The organism is Brachybacterium sp. sponge (assembly GCF_001613775.1).
Classification (GTDB): Bacteria; Actinomycetota; Actinomycetes; order Actinomycetales; family Dermabacteraceae; genus Brachybacterium; species Brachybacterium conglomeratum.
The window spans coordinates 522,922-539,795 of record NZ_LRMP01000002.1 but is presented as its reverse complement, the minus strand read 5'-3'; the positions used below and the strand labels follow the sequence as shown (position 1 = coordinate 539,795).

Here is a 16,874-nt window from a genome sequence, read left to right as displayed (position 1 = left end):
GGCTCCGCCCGGTCGCCCGGCGCCGGTCAGCTCCAGGAGCTCGCGACCGGACGGCCCTCGGCGTAGCCGGCGGCGCTCTGCAGCCCGATCACGGCCCGCTCGCGGAACTCCTCGGTGCTGGCCGCGCCCGCGTAGGTGAAGGAGGAGCGCACCCCGGCGGTGATCTCGTCGAGGAGGTCCTCGACGCCGCCGCGGCTGTCGGCGAGGTACATCCGGGAGGTGGAGATGCCCTCCTCGAACAGGCCCTTGCGGGCCCGGGCGAAGGCGTCCTCGTGGGCGGTGCGGTGGGAGACGGCCCGCTTGGAGGCCATGCCGAAGGACTCCTTGTAGCGTCGGCCGGACTCGTCGGTGCGCATCTGGCCGGGCGACTCGTAGGTGCCCGCGAACCAGGAGCCGATCATCACGTTCGAGGCGCCGGCGGCGAGCGCGAGGGCGACGTCGCGGGGATGGCGCACTCCGCCGTCGGCCCAGACGCTGCCGCCCAGGCGGCGGGCCTCGGCCGCGCACTCGAGCACGGCGGAGAACTGGGGGCGTCCGACGCCGGTCATCATGCGGGTGGTGCACATGGCGCCCGGGCCCACGCCGACCTTGACGATGTCGGCGCCGGCCTCGATCAGCTCGCGGGTGCCCTCGGCGGTGACGATGTTGCCCGCGGCCAGGCGCACGGCCGTCCCCTCGCGGGGGCCGAGCTCGGCCCGTGCGGTGCGGATCGCCTCGATCATCTTGTCCTGGTGGCCGTGGGCGGTGTCCAGCACGATCACGTCCGCGCCGACGTCGACGAGGTCGCGGACCCGGCCTGCGACGTCGGCGTTGATCCCGACGGCGACGGCGATGCGCAGGCGGCCCTCGGCGTCGGTGGCGGGGCGGTAGATGGTCGAGCGCAGCACGCCGGTGGCGGTGAGCACGCCGCGCAGCGCGCCCTCCGCGTCCACGACCACGGCGGCGTCGTGGTGGGTCGCGGCGATGCGGGCGTGCAGGCGCGCGGGCTCGACCTCGAGGTCCTCGGGGGTCAGGATCGGCACGTCGGTGCTGAGCTCGTCGCCGACCTGGGCGAAGGAGTCCCGCCCGGCGATCTCCTCGGCGGAGATGGTGCCGAGGGGGCGGCGCTGCTCGTCGATCACGACGACGATGCCGTGGGGGCGCTTGGGCAGCAGGTCCGCGGCCTGGCCGAGGGTGCCGTCGACGGTCAGGGTGAGCGGGTGGTCCACAAGCAGGTCCCGGGACTTCACGGAGCGGACGATCGAGTCGATGCGCTCGGGGGCGAGGTCCTGCGGGAGGACGGCGAGGCCGCCGCGGCGCGCCATGACCTCGGCCATGCGACGCCCTGTGACAGCGGTCATGTTCGCGGCGATCAGCGGGATCGTGGTGCCGGTGCCGTCGTCGCTGCCGAGGTCGACGTCGAAGCGGGAGGTGATCGCGGAACGACCGGGCAGGAAGAAGCAGTCGTCGTAGGTCAGGTCGGTCGTCGGAGTGTGGATCAGGCGCATGGGCACCATGCTACGTACGGTCCGCGAGAGCGGTCCCGCGCTGTACCCGTGAGTAGACCTCCACGAGGTCCACACAGCGATCTGTGCGTCCTGTCGCGGGCATATCCCTAGGATGTGGCGTATGACGGACCCCTTCTCGGCCCCGCGCCGCAGCCGCCGTCGGTCCGGACGGCACAGGCAGCAACCGGTCCGACGCACGGAATCCACGCCGCTCCCCAAGGAGCAGGCTCGACGGAACCGTGACGCGGCCTTCGGCGCCCCGAACCCCAAGCGCACCTGGATCGACACCCCGGCGGCGCCCGCCTCCGCGCCCTCGGCCCCCGAGGCCCCGGCCGACGAGCAGACCGCCGACGCCCGGCTCGGCGACGCGCGCTCCTCGGACATCGATCCCGCCGGCACCCGCCCCGCCGACGCGCGGCACACCGACTCCGGGCCCGACGAAGCGCGTCCGGCGGAGACCTCCGCTCCCCGCGCCACGACTCCCACGAGCTCCTCGCGCACCGTCCGAGGCGCACGGTCCTCGTCCCGGGCATCCTCGACCGGCTCCCTGCCGCACACCGCCGAACGCCGCTCCTTCCCGGGCGCCGCACCTCGCCCGGACGAGACTGCCGCAGCGGCCTCTGCGACGAGCGGCACCGCGGCCGCCCCGAGCGGGGCTGCGGGAGCCGCCGCCGCGACCGGCGCTTCCCCGAGCGACGCGGCGAGCTCTGCGACGGAGCGCGGGGCCGGGACGGACGCCGCGGCCGAGGCGCCGCGCACCGCGCCGTCCTTCTCGGGTGCGGCCCAGCCCGGTGCGTCCGAGCCGCAGGGGCCCGAGCGGGCCGTCCCGCGCCGGCCCCGTGGGCGGCGCGCCGCCTTCCCCCTCGAGCAGCTCGAGACCTCCGCCGACGGCGGCCCGGGCGCGTCGGCGCCCTCCCCGGCCCCGCGGGGACGACGCGCAGCAGGCGTCCCGAGCCCGGCCGACGAGGCGACGCCGGCGAGCTCCGCACCCTCCGCGGGCGGGCCCGCCGCTGCCGCCTCGGGCACCGCAGCCGCCTCCGGCACCGCTGCGACTGCTGGCACCGCGGCGGCGGGCTCCGCGAGCTCCTCCCCGCAGGACGCCTGGACCACGTCCGAGCAGACGCCCGCGACGACCGAGGCGCCCCTCGCCCCCGATCACGAGGTCGCCCCCGTCGTCCCCTCCCCCGCGGAGCCCGAGGACGACGCGGAGCACGCCTCCCCCCAGGACGAGGAGAACGCCCTCGCGCACGACCGCGCCGCACGCGGCACCGACGAGCCCGGCTCCTCCCCCGCGTCCGCGGCCCCCGCCGGGGACCACGGCGCACCGCGGGACGAGGACCGCGAGGGAGACCTGGACCGTCCGGCCGCCGTCGCCGCGGCCGCTCTCGGCGCGGGAGCCGGAGCCTCCGCCGCCGCGAGCACCGGTGCCGCAGCCTTCGACGCCGGTGCCTCCGGTGCCGCGCGCAGCGATGCCGCCGGCGGCGCGAGCCTCCAGGGCGACAGCACCGGTCGGGGCGGAGACGTCTCCGGCGGAGGCGGCAGCCGCTCGGGCGGCTCCGATGGCTCACGCACCGGCGGGGACCGTCCCTCGTCGGACGACGGCTCCCTCGCCAAGGTCGCCGGCTGGACCGTGCTGACCTCCGCGCTGCCGGGCTCCGGCCTCGTCACCACGCGGATGCGGCAGATCGGCGTGATCATGCTCGCCGTGCTCCTCCTCGCGGTCGCGACGATCGCGGCGATCCTCGTGATCGGCGACCCGCTGCGGATCGCGGCGACGCTGGGCACCCACCGCGGGGTGCTGATCGGCGCGCTCGTCGTGGTGGTCGTCGTCGGCCTCGTGTGGTGCCTGCAGATCGTGCTGGCGAACCTCGCCCAGACCACGAAGGAGCGGCTCGAGGGCGCCAAGCGATATCTCGCGCTCGCCCTGGCCGCCGTGATGGTCATCGCGGTCGCAGTGCCCTTCGGCCGCGGCGTGCAGTCGCTCTGGGCGCTGCAGGGCCTGTTCGGCTCCACGAGCGTGTTCGGCGGCGACGGCGAAGGGCTCGCCGAGGGCCCGGACCCGTGGGCGGACACCCCGCGCCTGAACATCATGCTCCTGGGCCAGGACGCCGGCGCCGACCGCACCGGCACCCGTCCGGACACCATCATGGTCGCCTCGATCGACACGAAGACCGGCCAGACCGCCCTGTTCTCGATCCCCCGCAACCTCGAGAACGTCGAGTTCCCCGAGGGGACGGTCGCCGCGGAGGAGTTCCCCGACGGCTTCGACTACTACGGGAAGAACGAGAACCTCATCAACGCCGTGTGGGCGTGGGCAGAGGAGAACAAGGACCTGTTCCCGGGCGATCCCGAGCCGGGCCTGACCGCGACCCGCTGGGCCGTCGAGGAGACCCTCGGGATCTCCACCGACTACTACGCGATGGTGAACCTCAAGGGCTTCGAGGACCTCGTCAACGCCCTGGGCGGCGTGGACCTCGTCGTCGAGCGGCGGATCCCGATCGGCGGCGGCGCGAGCGAGGTCGAGGGCTACATCGAGCCGGGCGAGCAGAAGCTCGACGGCTACCACGCGCTGTGGTACGCCCGCTCCCGCGAGGGCTCCGACGACTTCAACCGCATGTGCCGCCAGCAGCGCATCGTGCGCGCCGTGAGCGAGGAGGCGGACCCCACCTCCCTCGCCCTGTCGATCCCGCGCCTGGTGACCGCGACCGAGGAGAACATCCAGACCGACATCCCCGTCGGCAACGTCGACGCCTTCGTGGAGCTCGCTCTGCGCATCAAGGACGGCGGCTTCACCTCGTACCCGATCACGCAGGACGTCACCTTCTCCGGGAACCCGGACTGGGAGTACCTCGAGGAGTGGGTGGACGCCTCCATCCAGGACTCGATGAAGAAGGACCCGCCGGAGTCGGTGCAGGGCGAGACCGAGCCCGGCTCGACCGAGCCCGCGGAGACCGGCGCCCCGCCGGAGGAGGACACCGCCACCACCGAGGAGCCGACCTCCGAGGCGACCACCACGGAGGAGACCACCGAGGAGGCGACCACCACCGAGGAGGAGTCCTCGAGCGCGACGACCTCGGCGCCCACCGAGGAGGCGACCCCGACGGACGCGCCGGAGATCGAGCAGGACCCGCTGAAGTCCTGCCTGCCGGGCGCTGCGGGCTGAGGCCCTCCCTCGACGCGGAGAACGGGGGCGGCCCGGGGCAGATGCCCCGGGCCGCCCCCGTTCCGTGCGCCGGGAGGCCGACGGCGGTCGGTCCACGAGCCGGATCAGTCCACGCGCCGGATCAGTCCACGAGCTGGAGCAGCGCGTTCTCGATCAGCTCGGGCATCGCCGGGTGGATCCAGTACTGGGTGGCGGCGATGTCGCGAGCGGTCTGCCCCGTGCTCATCGCCTGGATCAGCAGCTGGATCAGCGACGTCGCCTCGGGGCCGATCAGGTGGGCGCCGAGGATCTCGGTGGTCTCCGCGTCCGCGATGATCTTCGCGAATCCGGTGGTGTCCTCCAGCGCCCAGCCGTAGGCGATCGAGGCGTACTCCTGCACCGCCACGCGCACCTCCCGGCCGCTCGCGCGCGCGGTCTCCTCGTCCATCCCCACCCAGGCGACGTGGGGATGGGTGAACACGCCGCTCGGGACCGGCATCGTGTCGGAGCGCCGCAGCTGCTCGGGGTGCAGCACGTTGTGCCGCACGATCCGCTGCTCGTGGTTCGCGACGTGCTTGAGCTGGTGGGGGCTGGAGAGGTCGCCGAAGGCGAAGACGCCCTCGCGCACCTCTCCCCCGGCGAGGACGCGCTGGTACTCGTCGACCTCGACCCGTCCGTCCTCGGCGACGTCGATCCCCGCGGCCCGCACGTCCAGCAGGTCGGAGTTGGGGCGGCGGCCGACGGCGACCAGCAGCTCCTCGGCCCGCAGCGTCTCCTCGCGGCCCTCTCGCGTGCCCCGCAGCTCGACCCCGTCGGCCGTGCGCCGGGCGGAGGTGGTGTCGAAGCCGGTCACCAGGCGCACCCGCTCGCCGAGGATCTCGGTGAGGCGCGCGGAGACGTCGGCGTCGGCGGCGCGCAGCACCCGCTGCGAGCGGGCGATCAGGGTGACCTCGACACCGAGCGCGGAGAGCACGTGCGCCATCTCGACGGCGACCACCCCGGAGCCGAGGATCGCGAGGGAGGCGGGCAGCTCCTCCACGCGCATGATCGTGTCGGAGGTGTGCGGGGCGAGGTCCTCGAGCCCGTCGATCGGCGGGAGGACGGGGCGGGAGCCGGCGCCGAGCACGATGGTGTCGGCGGTGATCCGCTGCCGGCTGCCGTCGTTGCCGTCGACGAGCAGCTCCTTCTCCCCCACGAAGCGGGCGGTGCCGCGCAGCAGGGTCAGGTTCGCGTTGTCCTCGTGGTCACGGCGGTAGGCCTCGCCGCCGGCGGTGATCGGGTCGATGCGCCCGAAGATGCGGTCGCGGATCGCCGGCCAGTCCACGTGCTGCAGCTGCTCGGTCAGGCCGAAGCGGGCCGCGTCCGCGGGGGTCGCCGCGAGATCCGCGGTGTGCACGAACATCTTCGTGGGGATGCAGCCCAGGTTCAGGCAGGTCCCGCCGAACACACGGTCGGGGCCGACGCCCCGATCGATCTGCACGATGGTGCGGTCGGCGAGGTCGGGGCCCGGGAAGGAGTTCGCCGAGCCGGAGCCGATGAGGGCGATGTCGTAATGGGTCGTCTCAATCACCGCCTCAGGCTAGCCCCGCGCCGATGCCGATGATGTGGCCCAGATCCCCCATGGACCGTCAAGTCACACCAAGTCGCACCATGCTCGCCCGGCGCGGGCAAAACCTCGTTCAAAACAAGGGGGCGGCCCTTTCAACTCGGTGTTCCTCCCCGGAGCCCGGCTCCTACCGTGGATGCCACGTCCACAGCCCATCGGCCCGGCACCCGCCCCGCGGCGCGGCCGCGCGGCACGGGAACGGCCTCCCCGCCCGGGGAGCCGGGCACGATCCCCCTCCCCGAGGGTCGTCACCGCAGGACGCACGGACCAGCAGGACACTCGCCTCGCCCCGAGGCCGTTAGGAACACACCGCATCATGGCTCTGAACAACTCGCACCGCGCGCTCGGCCGCGCCCGCACCCCTCTTCTCCCCGCTCGCCGCGCCGCGGCCGGGGCGGGCGGCGCCGCCGTCCTCGGCTCTGTGCTGCTCGGCACCGCCTTCACCGGCGGCGCCGCCCACGCGAACGATGTGGCGCTGATGGAGGACTCCTCCTCGCAGTCCACCTCCGCCGAGCAGGTCCCGGCCGCCGAGACCGCCTCCTCCTCGGACGAGACCTCGGCCGAGACGCTGCGCCGCGGCGACTCCGGCGCCTCCATCGAGCAGCTCCAGTCCGCGCTCAACGACCGCGGCGCCGACCTGCCCGTCACCGGCTTCTTCGGCTCGATGACCGAGGACGCGGTCCAGGACGTCCAGTCCTCCGCCGGCATCGCCGTGGACGGCGTGGTCGGCTCCGACACCCGCGCCGCCCTCGAGGGCGGGAGCGGCTCGGTCGACTCCGGCTCCGAGGCCACCATCTCGACCACCTCCGCCCCCGCCGGCGGCGCGTCGGTCAGCACCGCCTCGACCTCCACCTCCGGCAGCGCGATCGTCGACACGGCCCGCACCGCACTCGGCACCCCCTACTCCTGGGGCAGCTCCTCGCTCAGCGGCATGGACTGCTCGGGCCTGGTGGCCTACGCCTACGGTCAGGCAGGCATCGACGTGCCCCGCACCAGCAGCCAGCAGGCCGCCGCGGGCACCAGCATCTCGCAGTCCGAGCTGCAGCCCGGCGACCTCGTGGTGTGGCCCGGCCACATCGCGATCTACTCCGGCGACGGCAAGATCATCGACGCCTCCGGATCCAAGCAGCAGGTCGTCGAGCGCGAGATCTGGGGCAACCCGACCGACTTCGTCACCTACCGCTGAGCCGCCGGCTCACCCGCTGAGCGCGGCTCCCTCGCGGAGACGCTCGGCACCACCGCGCCGCAGGCCCGGTCCCGTTCCACGGGGCCGGGCCTGCGGCATGTCCGGGGTGGGCGGAGGAGGCCGATCGGCGGCGGGCCCGGTGGCATCACGGCGGGCCGGGCGGCATCACGGCGGGGCGCGTGGCATCACGGCGAGGCGGCATAGAGGCGGGGTGGCAGTATTGCCTCCGGTCCGTGTCCCGCCCGATCCGAGGAGCCCTCATGTCGACATCCCGTCACCCCGCCGATGCGCACGACGTGATCCGCGTGCGCGGCGCCCGGGAGAACAACCTCCGCGACCTCTCCCTGGACCTGCCCAAGCGGCGGCTGACCGTGTTCACCGGTGTCTCCGGCTCCGGGAAGAGCTCGCTGGTGTTCGGGACGATCGCCGCCGAGTCCCAGCGGATGATCAACGAGACCTACTCCTCCTTCGTGCAGGGCTTCATGCCGCAGCTGGCCCGGCCCGAGGTGGACGACCTCCAGGGCCTGACCACGGCGATCATCGTGGACCAGGAGCGGATGGGCGAGAACGTCCGCTCCACCGTCGGCACCGTCACCGACGCGAACGCGTACCTGCGCACCCTCTACTCCGAGCTCGCCGAGCCGCATGTGGGCGGGCCCGGCGCCTTCTCCTTCAACGTCCCCTCGGTCACCGCCGCGGGCGCGATGACGGTCCAGAAGGGCGCGAGGACCATCGCCGAGAAGACCACCTTCTCCCGCGTGGGCGGGATGTGCCCGCGCTGCGAGGGCATGGGGAAGATCTCCGACGTCGACCTCGCCGAGCTCTACGACGAGGACAAGACCCTCGAGGAGGGCCCCTTCACCATCCCCGGCTACGTGCCCGGCGGCTGGTACGTGAAGATCTTCGCGTCCTCCGGCTTCTACCCCGCCGACAAGCCGATCCGGACGTTCACGAAGCGTCAGATGCACGACTTCCTGTACAAGGAGCCCACCAAGATCTCGATCGACGGGATGAACATGACCTATGAGGGTCTGATCCCGAAGATCCAGAAGTCGATGCTGAACAAGGACCGCGACGCGATGCAGCCGCACGTGCGCACCTTCGTGGACCGGGCCGTAAAGTTCATCACCTGCCCCGACTGCGAGGGGACGCGCCTGGCCGAGCACGCCCGCACCGCCCAGATCGACGGGGTCTCGATCGCCGAGGCGACCTCCTGGCAGATCACCGACCTCGCGAGCTGGGTGGAGCGGCTGCGGGAGCAGCACACCTCCGCGTCCGTCGCCCCGCTGCTGGGGAACCTCTCCGCGCTGCTGGCCTCCTTCGTGCGGATCGGGCTCGGCTATCTCTCCCTGGACCGCCCCTCCGGCACCCTCTCCGGCGGCGAGTCCCAGCGCACCCGCATGATCCGCCACCTCGGCTCGGCCCTGACCGACGTCACCTACGTCTTCGACGAGCCGACGATCGGCCTGCACCCGCACGACATCGCGAGCATGAACGCGCTGCTGCTGTCGCTGCGGGACAAGGGCAACACCGTCCTGGTCGTCGAGCACAAGCCCGAGACCATCGCGATCGCCGACCACGTCGTCGACCTCGGCCCGCGCGCCGGCTCCCACGGCGGGCAGCTGCAGTACGAGGGCGATCTCGCCGGACTCCTCGCCTCCGGCACCCTCACCGGGCAGCACCTCGAGCGGCGCGTGCAGCTGAAGGACCGGGTGCGCGAGCGCACCGGAGCCCTCGAGATCCGAGGCGCCGACTCCCACAACCTCCGCCAGGTGGACGTCGACGTGCCGCTCGGGGTGCTGACCGTGGTCACGGGCGTGGCCGGCTCCGGCAAGAGCTCCCTGATCCACGGCTCCCTCCCCGCCGGGGAGGAGGTCGTGGTGGTGGACCAGAGCGCGATCCGCGGCTCGCGCCGCTCGAACCCCGCCACCTACACGGGCCTGCTCGACCCGGTCCGGAAGGCCTTCGCGAAGGCGAACGGGGTCAAGCCCGCCCTGTTCTCCAACAACTCCGAGGGCGCCTGCCCGGTGTGCAAGGGAGCCGGCGTCATCTACACCGACCTCGGCTTCATGGAGACGGTCTCCACCCCGTGCGAGGAGTGCGAGGGCCGGCGCTTCCAGGCCTCCGTGCTCGAGCACACCCTCGGCGAGGGCGAGCAGGCGCGCAGCATCGCCGACGTGCTCGAGATGTCGGTCGAGCAGGCGCGGGAGTTCTTCTCCTCCGCCGGCGCGAAGGTGCCCGCGGCCGCGAAGCTGCTGGGGCACATGGAGGACGTCGGACTCGGCTATCTCACCATCGGCCAGCCCCTGACCACCCTCTCCGGCGGCGAGCGGCAGCGCCTGCGGCTCGCCACCCACATGGGCGACAAGGGCGGGATCGTGGTGCTCGACGAGCCGACGACGGGCCTGCACCTGGCCGACGTCGACCAGCTCCTGGCCCTCCTGGACCGCCTCGTCGACTCCGGCAAGACCCTGATCGTCATCGAGCACCACCAGGCCGTGATGGCCCATGCGGACTGGATCATCGACCTGGGGCCCGGGGCGGGCGCCGACGGCGGCCGCGTCGTCTTCGAGGGCACGCCCGCGCAGCTGGTCGAGGACGCCTCGACCCTCACCGGGAAGCACCTGCGGGAGTACGTCGGCGGCTGACCGCCCCCGCTCCGTCCGAGACCCACCCCTGCCCATCACCCCGAGGAGAGCCCGATGCGCATCCACCACCTCGACTGCGGCACCCTGCGCACCCCCGTCGGCCGGATGGTCTGCCACGTCCTGCTGCTGGAGGTCGAGGAGCGGCTGGTCCTGGTCGACACCGGCTTCGGCACCGCGGACGTGCGCGACCCGCGTCGCCTCGGCCCCGTGCGGCACGTGCTCTTCCCCGACCTCGACCTCGCCCGCACGGCCGTGGGACGGATCCGCGCGCTCGGCCGCGACCCCTCCGAGGCCAGCGACGTGGTCCTCACCCATGGGGACCTCGACCACGCCGGCGGCATCCCGGACCTCCCCCACGCCAGGATCCATCTGCTGGCCGCGGAGGCCGCGGCGATCCGGACGGGGCGAGGGCCCCGCATCCGGCAGCGGTACCGGACCGGGCACTGGGGCCATGACCCGCACGTGATCGCGCACCCGCCCGGCACCCGGACCTGGAAGGGTCTGGAGGGCGCGGTCGAGCTCGAGGACGTCGCCCCGGGCCTGCTGCTGGTGCCGCTGCCCGGCCACACCGCCGGCCACGCCGGGGTGGCGGTCCCGACGCGCGAGGGCTGGCTGCTGCACGTCGGGGACGCGGCGCTGGACGCCCGCTCGCTGCGCACCGGACGGCTCCGCCTCGACGTGCGCCTGCGCCAGACCCTGATCGCGCAGGACCCGCTGACGATGCAGCGCACGCAGCGCCGTCTGCGGACCCTCGCCCTCGACCCGGAGGTGCGGATCGTGAACTCCCACGACCTCTCCCTGTTCGAGGAGGCCAGGGCGGCCGGCGGCGACGCAGGCCCGTAGGCCGACTGACGAGCCCGGCGGCGACGCAGGGGCACGTCGGCCGCCTGCAGGGCTCGGCGACGACGCGACGTACGCTGTCCGTCGTGTCCCGTCCCGTCCCCGCCGCCCTGCTCCCCTGGCTCGACGCGCTGCGGTGCCCGCACTGCCGGGAGCCGTTCGCGCTCGAGGGCCGCACCCTGCGCTGCCCCCGCGGCCACAGCTTCGACCTGGCCCGCGCCGGGTACGTCTCGCTGCTGCCCGGCAGCGCCCCCATCAGCGGGGACGACGACGACATGGCCCGGGCTCGGGACTCCTTCCTCTCCACCGGCGCGTACGACGCCCTGCGGGAGCTCGTCGCGGACCTCGCCGCCCGGGCGCTCGAGGGCTCAGGCGACCCGCGCGTGCTCGACATCGGCTGCGGCACCGGCCACTATCTCTCCTCGGTGCTGGACCGCGTCCCCGGGGCGCAGGGCCTCGGCGTGGACACCGCACCGCGGGCCCTGCGCTTCGCCGCCCGCGCCCACGACCGGGCCGCCGCGGCCGGCTGGGACGTGTTCTCGCCCTTCCCCCTGCGGGATGCCGGCGTCGACCTCGTGATGGACGTGTTCGCGCCCCGGAACCCGGCGGAGTTCGCGCGGGTGCTGCGACCGGACGGGCACCTGCTCGTGGTGAGGCCCGCGGCCGAGCACCTGGCCGAGCTGCGCGAGCGCGTCCCCGGGATGGTCCGGCCCGACCCGCGCAAGGAGGAGCGGCTCGCCGAGGCCCTCGCCCCTCACTTCACCACCGAGGACTCCCGACCGCTGCGCGTCACCGTCGCCCTCGACGAGGCGAAGGCCCGGGACCTGGTCGCGATGACCCCCAGCGCCCGACACGTCGACCCCGCCGCCCTCGCCGCCCTCGACGGCCCCGGCGGCCCCGGGGAGGCGCTCCGCGAGGTGACCGTCTCGGTGCTCGCCAGCCTGCACCGTCCGCGCTGAGCGCTCGCCGCTCCCGCCCAGGCTCGACGCCGCCCCTCGCCTAGGCTGAGGGTCCCGTCCGTCCCACCCCAGGAGCGTCGTGTCCTCGTCCGCCCCCTTCCGCCGCCGTGCCGCCTTCCTCGACTTCGACGGCACCCTCGCCGAGAGCGGGATCGTCCCGCGTGCCCAGGCCGAGGCGGTGCTCGCCGCCCGCGAGGCCGGTCATGCGGTCCTGCTGAGCACCGGCCGTCCCGCCTCGATCGTCGCCGCCGACGTCGCCGCGCTGTTCGACGGCATGATCACCTCGGCGGGCGGGCACCTCCGGATCGGTGACGAGCTGCTGCGCGATGTGCGCTTCCCCGCCGCGCTCGCCCGTCGCACGGTCGAGGTGCTCGAGGCGCACGGCGCCGCCTATGCGCTCGAGGCGCCCGAGGCGCTGTGGTGCTCGGCCTCGTCGGCCGATCGGCTCGAGCGTCGCCGCCGCGGGGCGCCCGTCCCCGCCGCCGGCGAGCTGGGACGGGGCTTCGCCGACATCCTCGAGGCGATCTCGGTGCCCGAGGATCCGGCCTCCGTCTCCTTCGCGAAGATCTCGGTGTGGAGCTCGCCGGTGCCGATCGAGCAGCTCGCCGCGGAGGTCGGCCCCGAGGTCGGGGCTCTGCCGAACTCGATCTCGGAGGACGGCCGCGGCTCCGGGGAGCTGCACCTCGCCGAGGTCGACAAGGCCGACGGGCTGCGCCTGGCGGCCGATCACCTGGGGCTGGGCATCGAGGACACGGTCGCGGTGGGCGACGGGCCGAACGATCTGGGGATGCTGCGGGCCGCGGGCACGGCAGTCGCCATCCGCGGCTCCCGTCCCGAGGTGCTCGCCGCGGCGGACATGGAGGTCGCTCCCCCGTCCGAGCACGGCGTGGAGGAGGCGTTCGCCCGCCTCGGCATGCTCTAGCTGCTGCGGCGCAGCCCGATCAGCACGAGCCCCGCGGCGGCGACCAGCGCCCCGGCCCCGAGCATGATGACGCCCTCGGGCATCACCTCGGCGGCGAAGCGCTGCTCGAAGACCTGCACGATCGGGCCGAGGAACACCGCCTGGTCGACGGCATCGGGGACGAGGCCCTCGATGCGAGTGGTGAGCAGCCAGGTCGCGAGCCCGGCGAGCACGGCGCCGACCCCGGCGAGGGTGAGCATGAGGCGACGGTGCCCGGCGACAAGGACGGCGAGCACGGCCAGTCCCAGGGCGATCGGCCCGGCCCGGTGCGCCCAGGGGTCCAGCACGGTGGCGCGGTGCAGCAGCGGCACGTCGGGGATGCTGGCGAGGGTCACGGTCGCCTCCCCCGGGCGGGGCAGGTCGTCTATCAGCGGCAGGGTGTTCTCGACCCCGGTGAGCAGGGAGTCGATGAGCGGCAGCAGGTCCACGTCCAGGGGCGAGGCGCCGGGGGTGAACAGCGCACCGTGCAGCTCGACCATCGCCCGGTCCCACACCTCCGTGTAGGCCTCGGTGCCGGTGACCTTCGAGGCCTGCTCCTGGAGCAGCGGCGTGGCCCGATCGGCGACGACCCCGGGGACGAGCTCGTGGTCCAGCGCCTCGTCCACGGCGCTATCGGTGAGAGAGCGCTGCAGGGCGGCGTCCTCGGCGAGGGGCTGGGTGATCGCGAGGAACCCCTCCTGGTCCACGACGTTGCGCTCGATCCAGGCCCCGGGCAGCCAGAGGGCGCCGAGCAGCGTCGCCGCGGTCAGCAGCAGGACGGAGAGCAGATCACGCAGGGAGGACACCAGGACACGGTACCGCCGTGACCCTCGCCCGTCGCCGTGTCCTCCCCCACGCACGACGACGGCCCCGTCGCGCCCGGGAGGGGCGCGGCGGGGCCGTCGAAGGGCAGGGTCGTTCAGCCGCCGACGCGGATGAAGGTCCAGCTGCCGGAGTAGATGTTGCGCTCAGAGGTGTCCACGCGGCTGTTGCCGGCGTCGACGAACTGGTTGCCGCCGGCGTAGATGCCGATGTGGCCGGGCTTGTAGACGAGGTCGCCGGGGCGGGCCTCGGAGCGCGGGATGACGGTGCCGGCGGCGGCCTGGTCGCCCGCGCCGCGGGGAAGGCTGATGCCGTGCTGGGCGTAGACCCACTGCACGAAGCCGGAGCAGTCCCAGCCCGACGGGGAGGTGCCGCCGTAGACGTAGGGGGTGCCGATGCCGGAGCGGGCGGTGGCGAGGATGGAGCTGCCCTTGGCGGCGGAGGGGGCCGGGGCGGACTCCTCCTGCTCCTCGGAGGAGCTGCTCTCGGAGCGCTCGGAGCTGCGGGACTCGTCCGCGCTGCTCTCCTGCTGCTCGTCCTCGGCCGGCTCCTCGCGCTCGTTGGAGCGGGAGGAGGTCTCCGCGGAGTCGTCCTCGCGGGTCTCGGTCTGCTCGTCGGCGGACTCGGTCTCCTGCGCCTCGGCCTGCTCCTGCTCGGCCTGCTCCTGCTCGGCCTCCTCCTGCGCGGCCTGCTCAGCGGCCTCGCGCTCGGCGGCCTCGGCGGCGGCGATCTCCTCGGCGGTCGGGCCGACCTCGACGGAGAAGGCGGTGCCGGCGGCGGGAGCCAGGGCGGCGACGCCGGCCTCGTCCTCGGCCTCGTCAGCGCCGCCCGCGGCGGGGATGCCGACGGCGGGGGCGGCGACGGCGGGCAGCACCGCGGCGCCGGCATCGGCGCGGGGGGCCTCGGCCTGCGGCTCGGCGGTCGCGGCGGCGGCGCCACCGAACAGCATCGCCGCGGCCATCGCAGCTCCGGCCCCGGCGCGACCGGCGCGGGAGACGGGGGTGACGGTGCGCATGGCGCGGCGGTGGGTGTGGTGCACGGTGTTCGACACGAATCGCTCCCAGCCCCGGGCTCAGCCCCCGCGCGTGGTCACGTCTCGCACCCTGTTCTCCGGTGCGCGGTGGGGCTTCCGGAAGGGATGTCGCGAACCTCGGCGCCGCGACACGCCCTCGAGACTAAGGGCTGGTCGCGCCATCGTCAGGATGACTGGAAGCTTCTGGGGAAGGGCTTGACGGAGACTTTACCCGGCGGCGATCGGGGTCACGTGGAGCTGGTCGGCGTCGAGGTCGCCGAGCGCCACCTCCCCGCCCTCGGGGCCGCGGATGACGACGCTCGCCCCCACCCGCTCCACTGCGAGCCGTGCCCCGGGAAGGATGCCGTGACGTGCGAGTTCGCCGAGCAGCTCGACATCGCTCTGGAGCCGCTCGCCGATGCGCTCGAGACGGAGCTCGCGGCTCTGGCCGTCCTCGACCGCGCCGCGCAGCTCCTGGACCGCGGAGGTCTCGTCTTTACCCTCGTCCGTGGCCTGGGTCTCCTCGATCCCGAGGGCCGCGAGGCCGGGGATGGGGTTGCCGTAGGGGTCGACGTAGGGCGGGGTGATCTGGCGGGCGAGGCGCTTCTCGACCTCGAGGCTCATCACGTGCTCCCAGCGGCAGGCCTCCTCGTGGACGTGGGCGTAGTCCAGCCCGATCACGTCCAGCAGGTGCCGTTCAGCGAGGCGGTGCTTGCGCATGACGTCGGTGGCGACCTCGGTGCCCTCGGCGGTGAGGCGGATGCGCCGCTGGTCGTCGAGGTGGAGCAGCCCGTCGCGCTCCATCCGGGCGACGGTCTGGGAGACGGTGGGTCCGGAGTGCCCGAGCCGTTCGGCGATGCGGGCACGCATCGGGGCGATGCCGGCCTCGTGGAGCTCGAACACCGTCTTCAGGTACATCTCGGTGGTGTCGATGAGATCTCCGGACACAGGCCCCTCCTCGGTCAGCGCGACTGGCGACGTCCAGCTTATCGGGCGCGCCGACGTCGGGCGCCCCGTTCGCCCCGGGCCGAGCGGGGGCGGCGTCGGCTCGGGCCGACGGATCCCCTGGCCGCCGCTCCCCGCACCCTCACCCCAGCAGCCCCACGAGGTGGAGCAGCACCCCGAAGCCGTTGAGCAGGACGTGCGCGAGGACGCACACCCACAGCCGCCGCCAGCGCCTCCACATCAGGCCCAGCGCGATGCCGGTGGTGCCCTGCAGCGCGATCACCTGCGCGGCGCTCTCCCACCAGGTCCCTCCGCCGTGGCTGAGGACGTGCATGAGGCCGAACAGCAGCGAGGCGAGCAGCAGCCCGGTCCACGGACCGAGCAGCGCCTCGAGGCGGGTCTGCAGGAAGCGGCGGTAGATGAGCTCCTCGCCGAGACCGGCGGTGATCGCGGTCGCCGTCGCCGCGATCAGCAGGACCTCGAGGGGCGGCCAGGTCGTGGGGCCGCCCGAGGAGAAGGGGCCGACGGTCGAGAGCACGCCCAGCACGAGGGCGGGCAGTGCGATCACCGCCGCGCCGACCTCGGGGCGTCGGATCATGAGCGAGGCGCCTCTGCGCCGGGCGGACAGCGCGAGCACGACCGACGGGACCAGCAGGAACAGCGCGGCCTTCACCAGCACGTAGTCCTCGTCCGTGGGCAGCAGCGGCACGAGCAGCGGGAAGGCGAGGACCAGGCCCAGCAGCACCGCCGTCTCGGCGCGCAGGGCGGAACCTCGCCGCACGCTCAGCTCCGCCGCGCCGCGCCCCCGCGGCAGCAGCGCGGTGAGCGCCATCGCAGCCAGTGCCGGGACGAGCAGGAGCAGGACCGGCATCGGGGCGTAGCCGGGATCCCGGGAGACCACCACCCCGCCCGGATGCCGCCAGATCGTCACCGTGATCGCGAGGGCGAACAGCGCCAGCAGGATGCCGACGACGACGGGGCGGTCCGCAGGGGCGGGCCGACCGCTGGCCGCAGGATCAGCGACAGGGACAGCGCGATCCGCACCGGGTCCGCGAACGGAGGAGGCGGGACGTCGAGCGGCAGCAGCGGTCATGCCCTGATGCTGCCCCGCGGCTGCCCGGCGCTGCCTCCTCCGCCCGGAGGAGATCCGCGTGCCGCTCCTGCGGTCCGGAGCGGATCAGCTGCTGCTGAGCCGCTCTCCTTCGGGCCGCACCGCTCCCCCGGGACGACGACGTGCCCCGGGACCCGTGCGGGTCCGGGGCACGTCGGCCTCGCGTTGGGCGGGAG

The 16,874-nt window shown here is 74.0% G+C and carries 12 protein-coding genes; 6 read left to right on the top strand and 6 right to left on the bottom strand.

Annotation, left to right across the window (positions count from 1 at the left end):
• Positions 1–26: 26 nt before the first annotated feature.
• Positions 27–1,487, bottom strand: a complete 1,461-nt coding sequence (locus tag A4A78_RS10445) for a GuaB1 family IMP dehydrogenase-related protein (protein WP_062949833.1) — start codon at positions 1,485–1,487, stop codon at positions 27–29.
• Between the two features lie 121 nt (positions 1,488–1,608).
• On the opposite strand from A4A78_RS10445, the gene A4A78_RS10440 reads away from it, so the two are divergent.
• Complete coding sequence (locus tag A4A78_RS10440; RefSeq protein WP_062948982.1) at positions 1,609–4,650, top strand: LCP family protein; 3,042 nt, start codon at positions 1,609–1,611, stop codon at positions 4,648–4,650.
• Between the two features lie 121 nt (positions 4,651–4,771).
• On the opposite strand, the gene A4A78_RS10435 is transcribed toward A4A78_RS10440, so the two are convergent.
• Positions 4,772–6,199, bottom strand: a complete 1,428-nt coding sequence (locus A4A78_RS10435; protein WP_062948980.1) for a mycothione reductase — start codon at positions 6,197–6,199, stop codon at positions 4,772–4,774.
• A gap of 352 nt (positions 6,200–6,551) precedes the next feature.
• On the opposite strand from A4A78_RS10435, the gene A4A78_RS10430 reads away from it, so the two are divergent.
• The 5 genes from A4A78_RS10430 to A4A78_RS10410 all read left to right on the top strand — a co-directional run bounded on the left by A4A78_RS10430 (position 6,552) and on the right by A4A78_RS10410 (position 12,790).
• Positions 6,552–7,421, top strand: coding sequence for a C40 family peptidase (locus A4A78_RS10430; RefSeq protein ID WP_062948978.1), 870 nt, complete (start codon positions 6,552–6,554; stop codon positions 7,419–7,421).
• A 260-nt stretch (positions 7,422–7,681) separates the two neighbouring features.
• The gene (locus A4A78_RS10425) at positions 7,682–10,069 is read left to right on the top strand and encodes an excinuclease ABC subunit UvrA (protein WP_062948976.1); all 2,388 of its coding nucleotides are present in this window, start codon (positions 7,682–7,684) and stop codon (positions 10,067–10,069) included.
• 54 nt (positions 10,070–10,123) lie between these two features.
• Positions 10,124–10,912: an MBL fold metallo-hydrolase gene (locus tag A4A78_RS10420; RefSeq protein WP_062948974.1), complete on the top strand. Its 789-nt coding sequence runs from the start codon at positions 10,124–10,126 to the stop codon at positions 10,910–10,912.
• An 83-nt stretch (positions 10,913–10,995) separates the two neighbouring features.
• The gene (locus A4A78_RS10415; protein WP_062948972.1) at positions 10,996–11,868 is read left to right on the top strand and encodes a putative RNA methyltransferase; all 873 of its coding nucleotides are present in this window, start codon (positions 10,996–10,998) and stop codon (positions 11,866–11,868) included.
• 79 nt (positions 11,869–11,947) lie between these two features.
• The gene (locus A4A78_RS10410; protein ID WP_062948967.1) at positions 11,948–12,790 is read left to right on the top strand and encodes an HAD family hydrolase; all 843 of its coding nucleotides are present in this window, start codon (positions 11,948–11,950) and stop codon (positions 12,788–12,790) included.
• Here the strand turns inward: A4A78_RS10410 and A4A78_RS10405 are convergent.
• From A4A78_RS10405 to A4A78_RS10390, 4 genes are all read right to left on the bottom strand, one after another.
• Entirely contained in the window at positions 12,787–13,614 is an 828-nt protein-coding gene (locus A4A78_RS10405) for a hypothetical protein (protein ID WP_062948965.1), read from the bottom strand. The two genes, A4A78_RS10410 and A4A78_RS10405, sit on opposite strands and share 4 nt — an antisense overlap.
• A 113-nt stretch (positions 13,615–13,727) precedes the next feature.
• The gene (locus A4A78_RS18265; RefSeq protein ID WP_062948963.1) at positions 13,728–14,681 is read right to left on the bottom strand and encodes a C40 family peptidase; all 954 of its coding nucleotides are present in this window, start codon (positions 14,679–14,681) and stop codon (positions 13,728–13,730) included.
• Between the two features lie 189 nt (positions 14,682–14,870).
• Entirely contained in the window at positions 14,871–15,590 is a 720-nt protein-coding gene (locus tag A4A78_RS10395; protein ID WP_062948961.1) for a metal-dependent transcriptional regulator, read from the bottom strand.
• A 139-nt stretch (positions 15,591–15,729) separates the two neighbouring features.
• Entirely contained in the window at positions 15,730–16,680 is a 951-nt protein-coding gene (locus A4A78_RS10390) for a CPBP family intramembrane glutamic endopeptidase (RefSeq protein WP_062948959.1), read from the bottom strand.
• Positions 16,681–16,874: the final 194 nt, after the last annotated feature.

Excerpts from the sequence above, each read along its gene's own strand:
- A4A78_RS10445 (WP_062949833.1), bottom strand. The coding sequence starts at position 1,487 with ATGCGCCTGATCCACACTCCGACGACCGACCTGACCTACGACGACTGC.
- A4A78_RS10440 (WP_062948982.1), top strand. The coding sequence starts at position 1,609 with ATGACGGACCCCTTCTCGGCCCCGCGCCGCAGCCGCCGTCGGTCCGGA.
- A4A78_RS10430 (WP_062948978.1), top strand. The coding sequence starts at position 6,552 with ATGGCTCTGAACAACTCGCACCGCGCGCTCGGCCGCGCCCGCACCCCT.
- A4A78_RS10425 (WP_062948976.1), top strand. The coding sequence starts at position 7,682 with ATGTCGACATCCCGTCACCCCGCCGATGCGCACGACGTGATCCGCGTG.
- A4A78_RS10420 (WP_062948974.1), top strand. The coding sequence starts at position 10,124 with ATGCGCATCCACCACCTCGACTGCGGCACCCTGCGCACCCCCGTCGGC.
- A4A78_RS10390 (WP_062948959.1), bottom strand. The coding sequence starts at position 16,680 with ATGACCGCTGCTGCCGCTCGACGTCCCGCCTCCTCCGTTCGCGGACCC.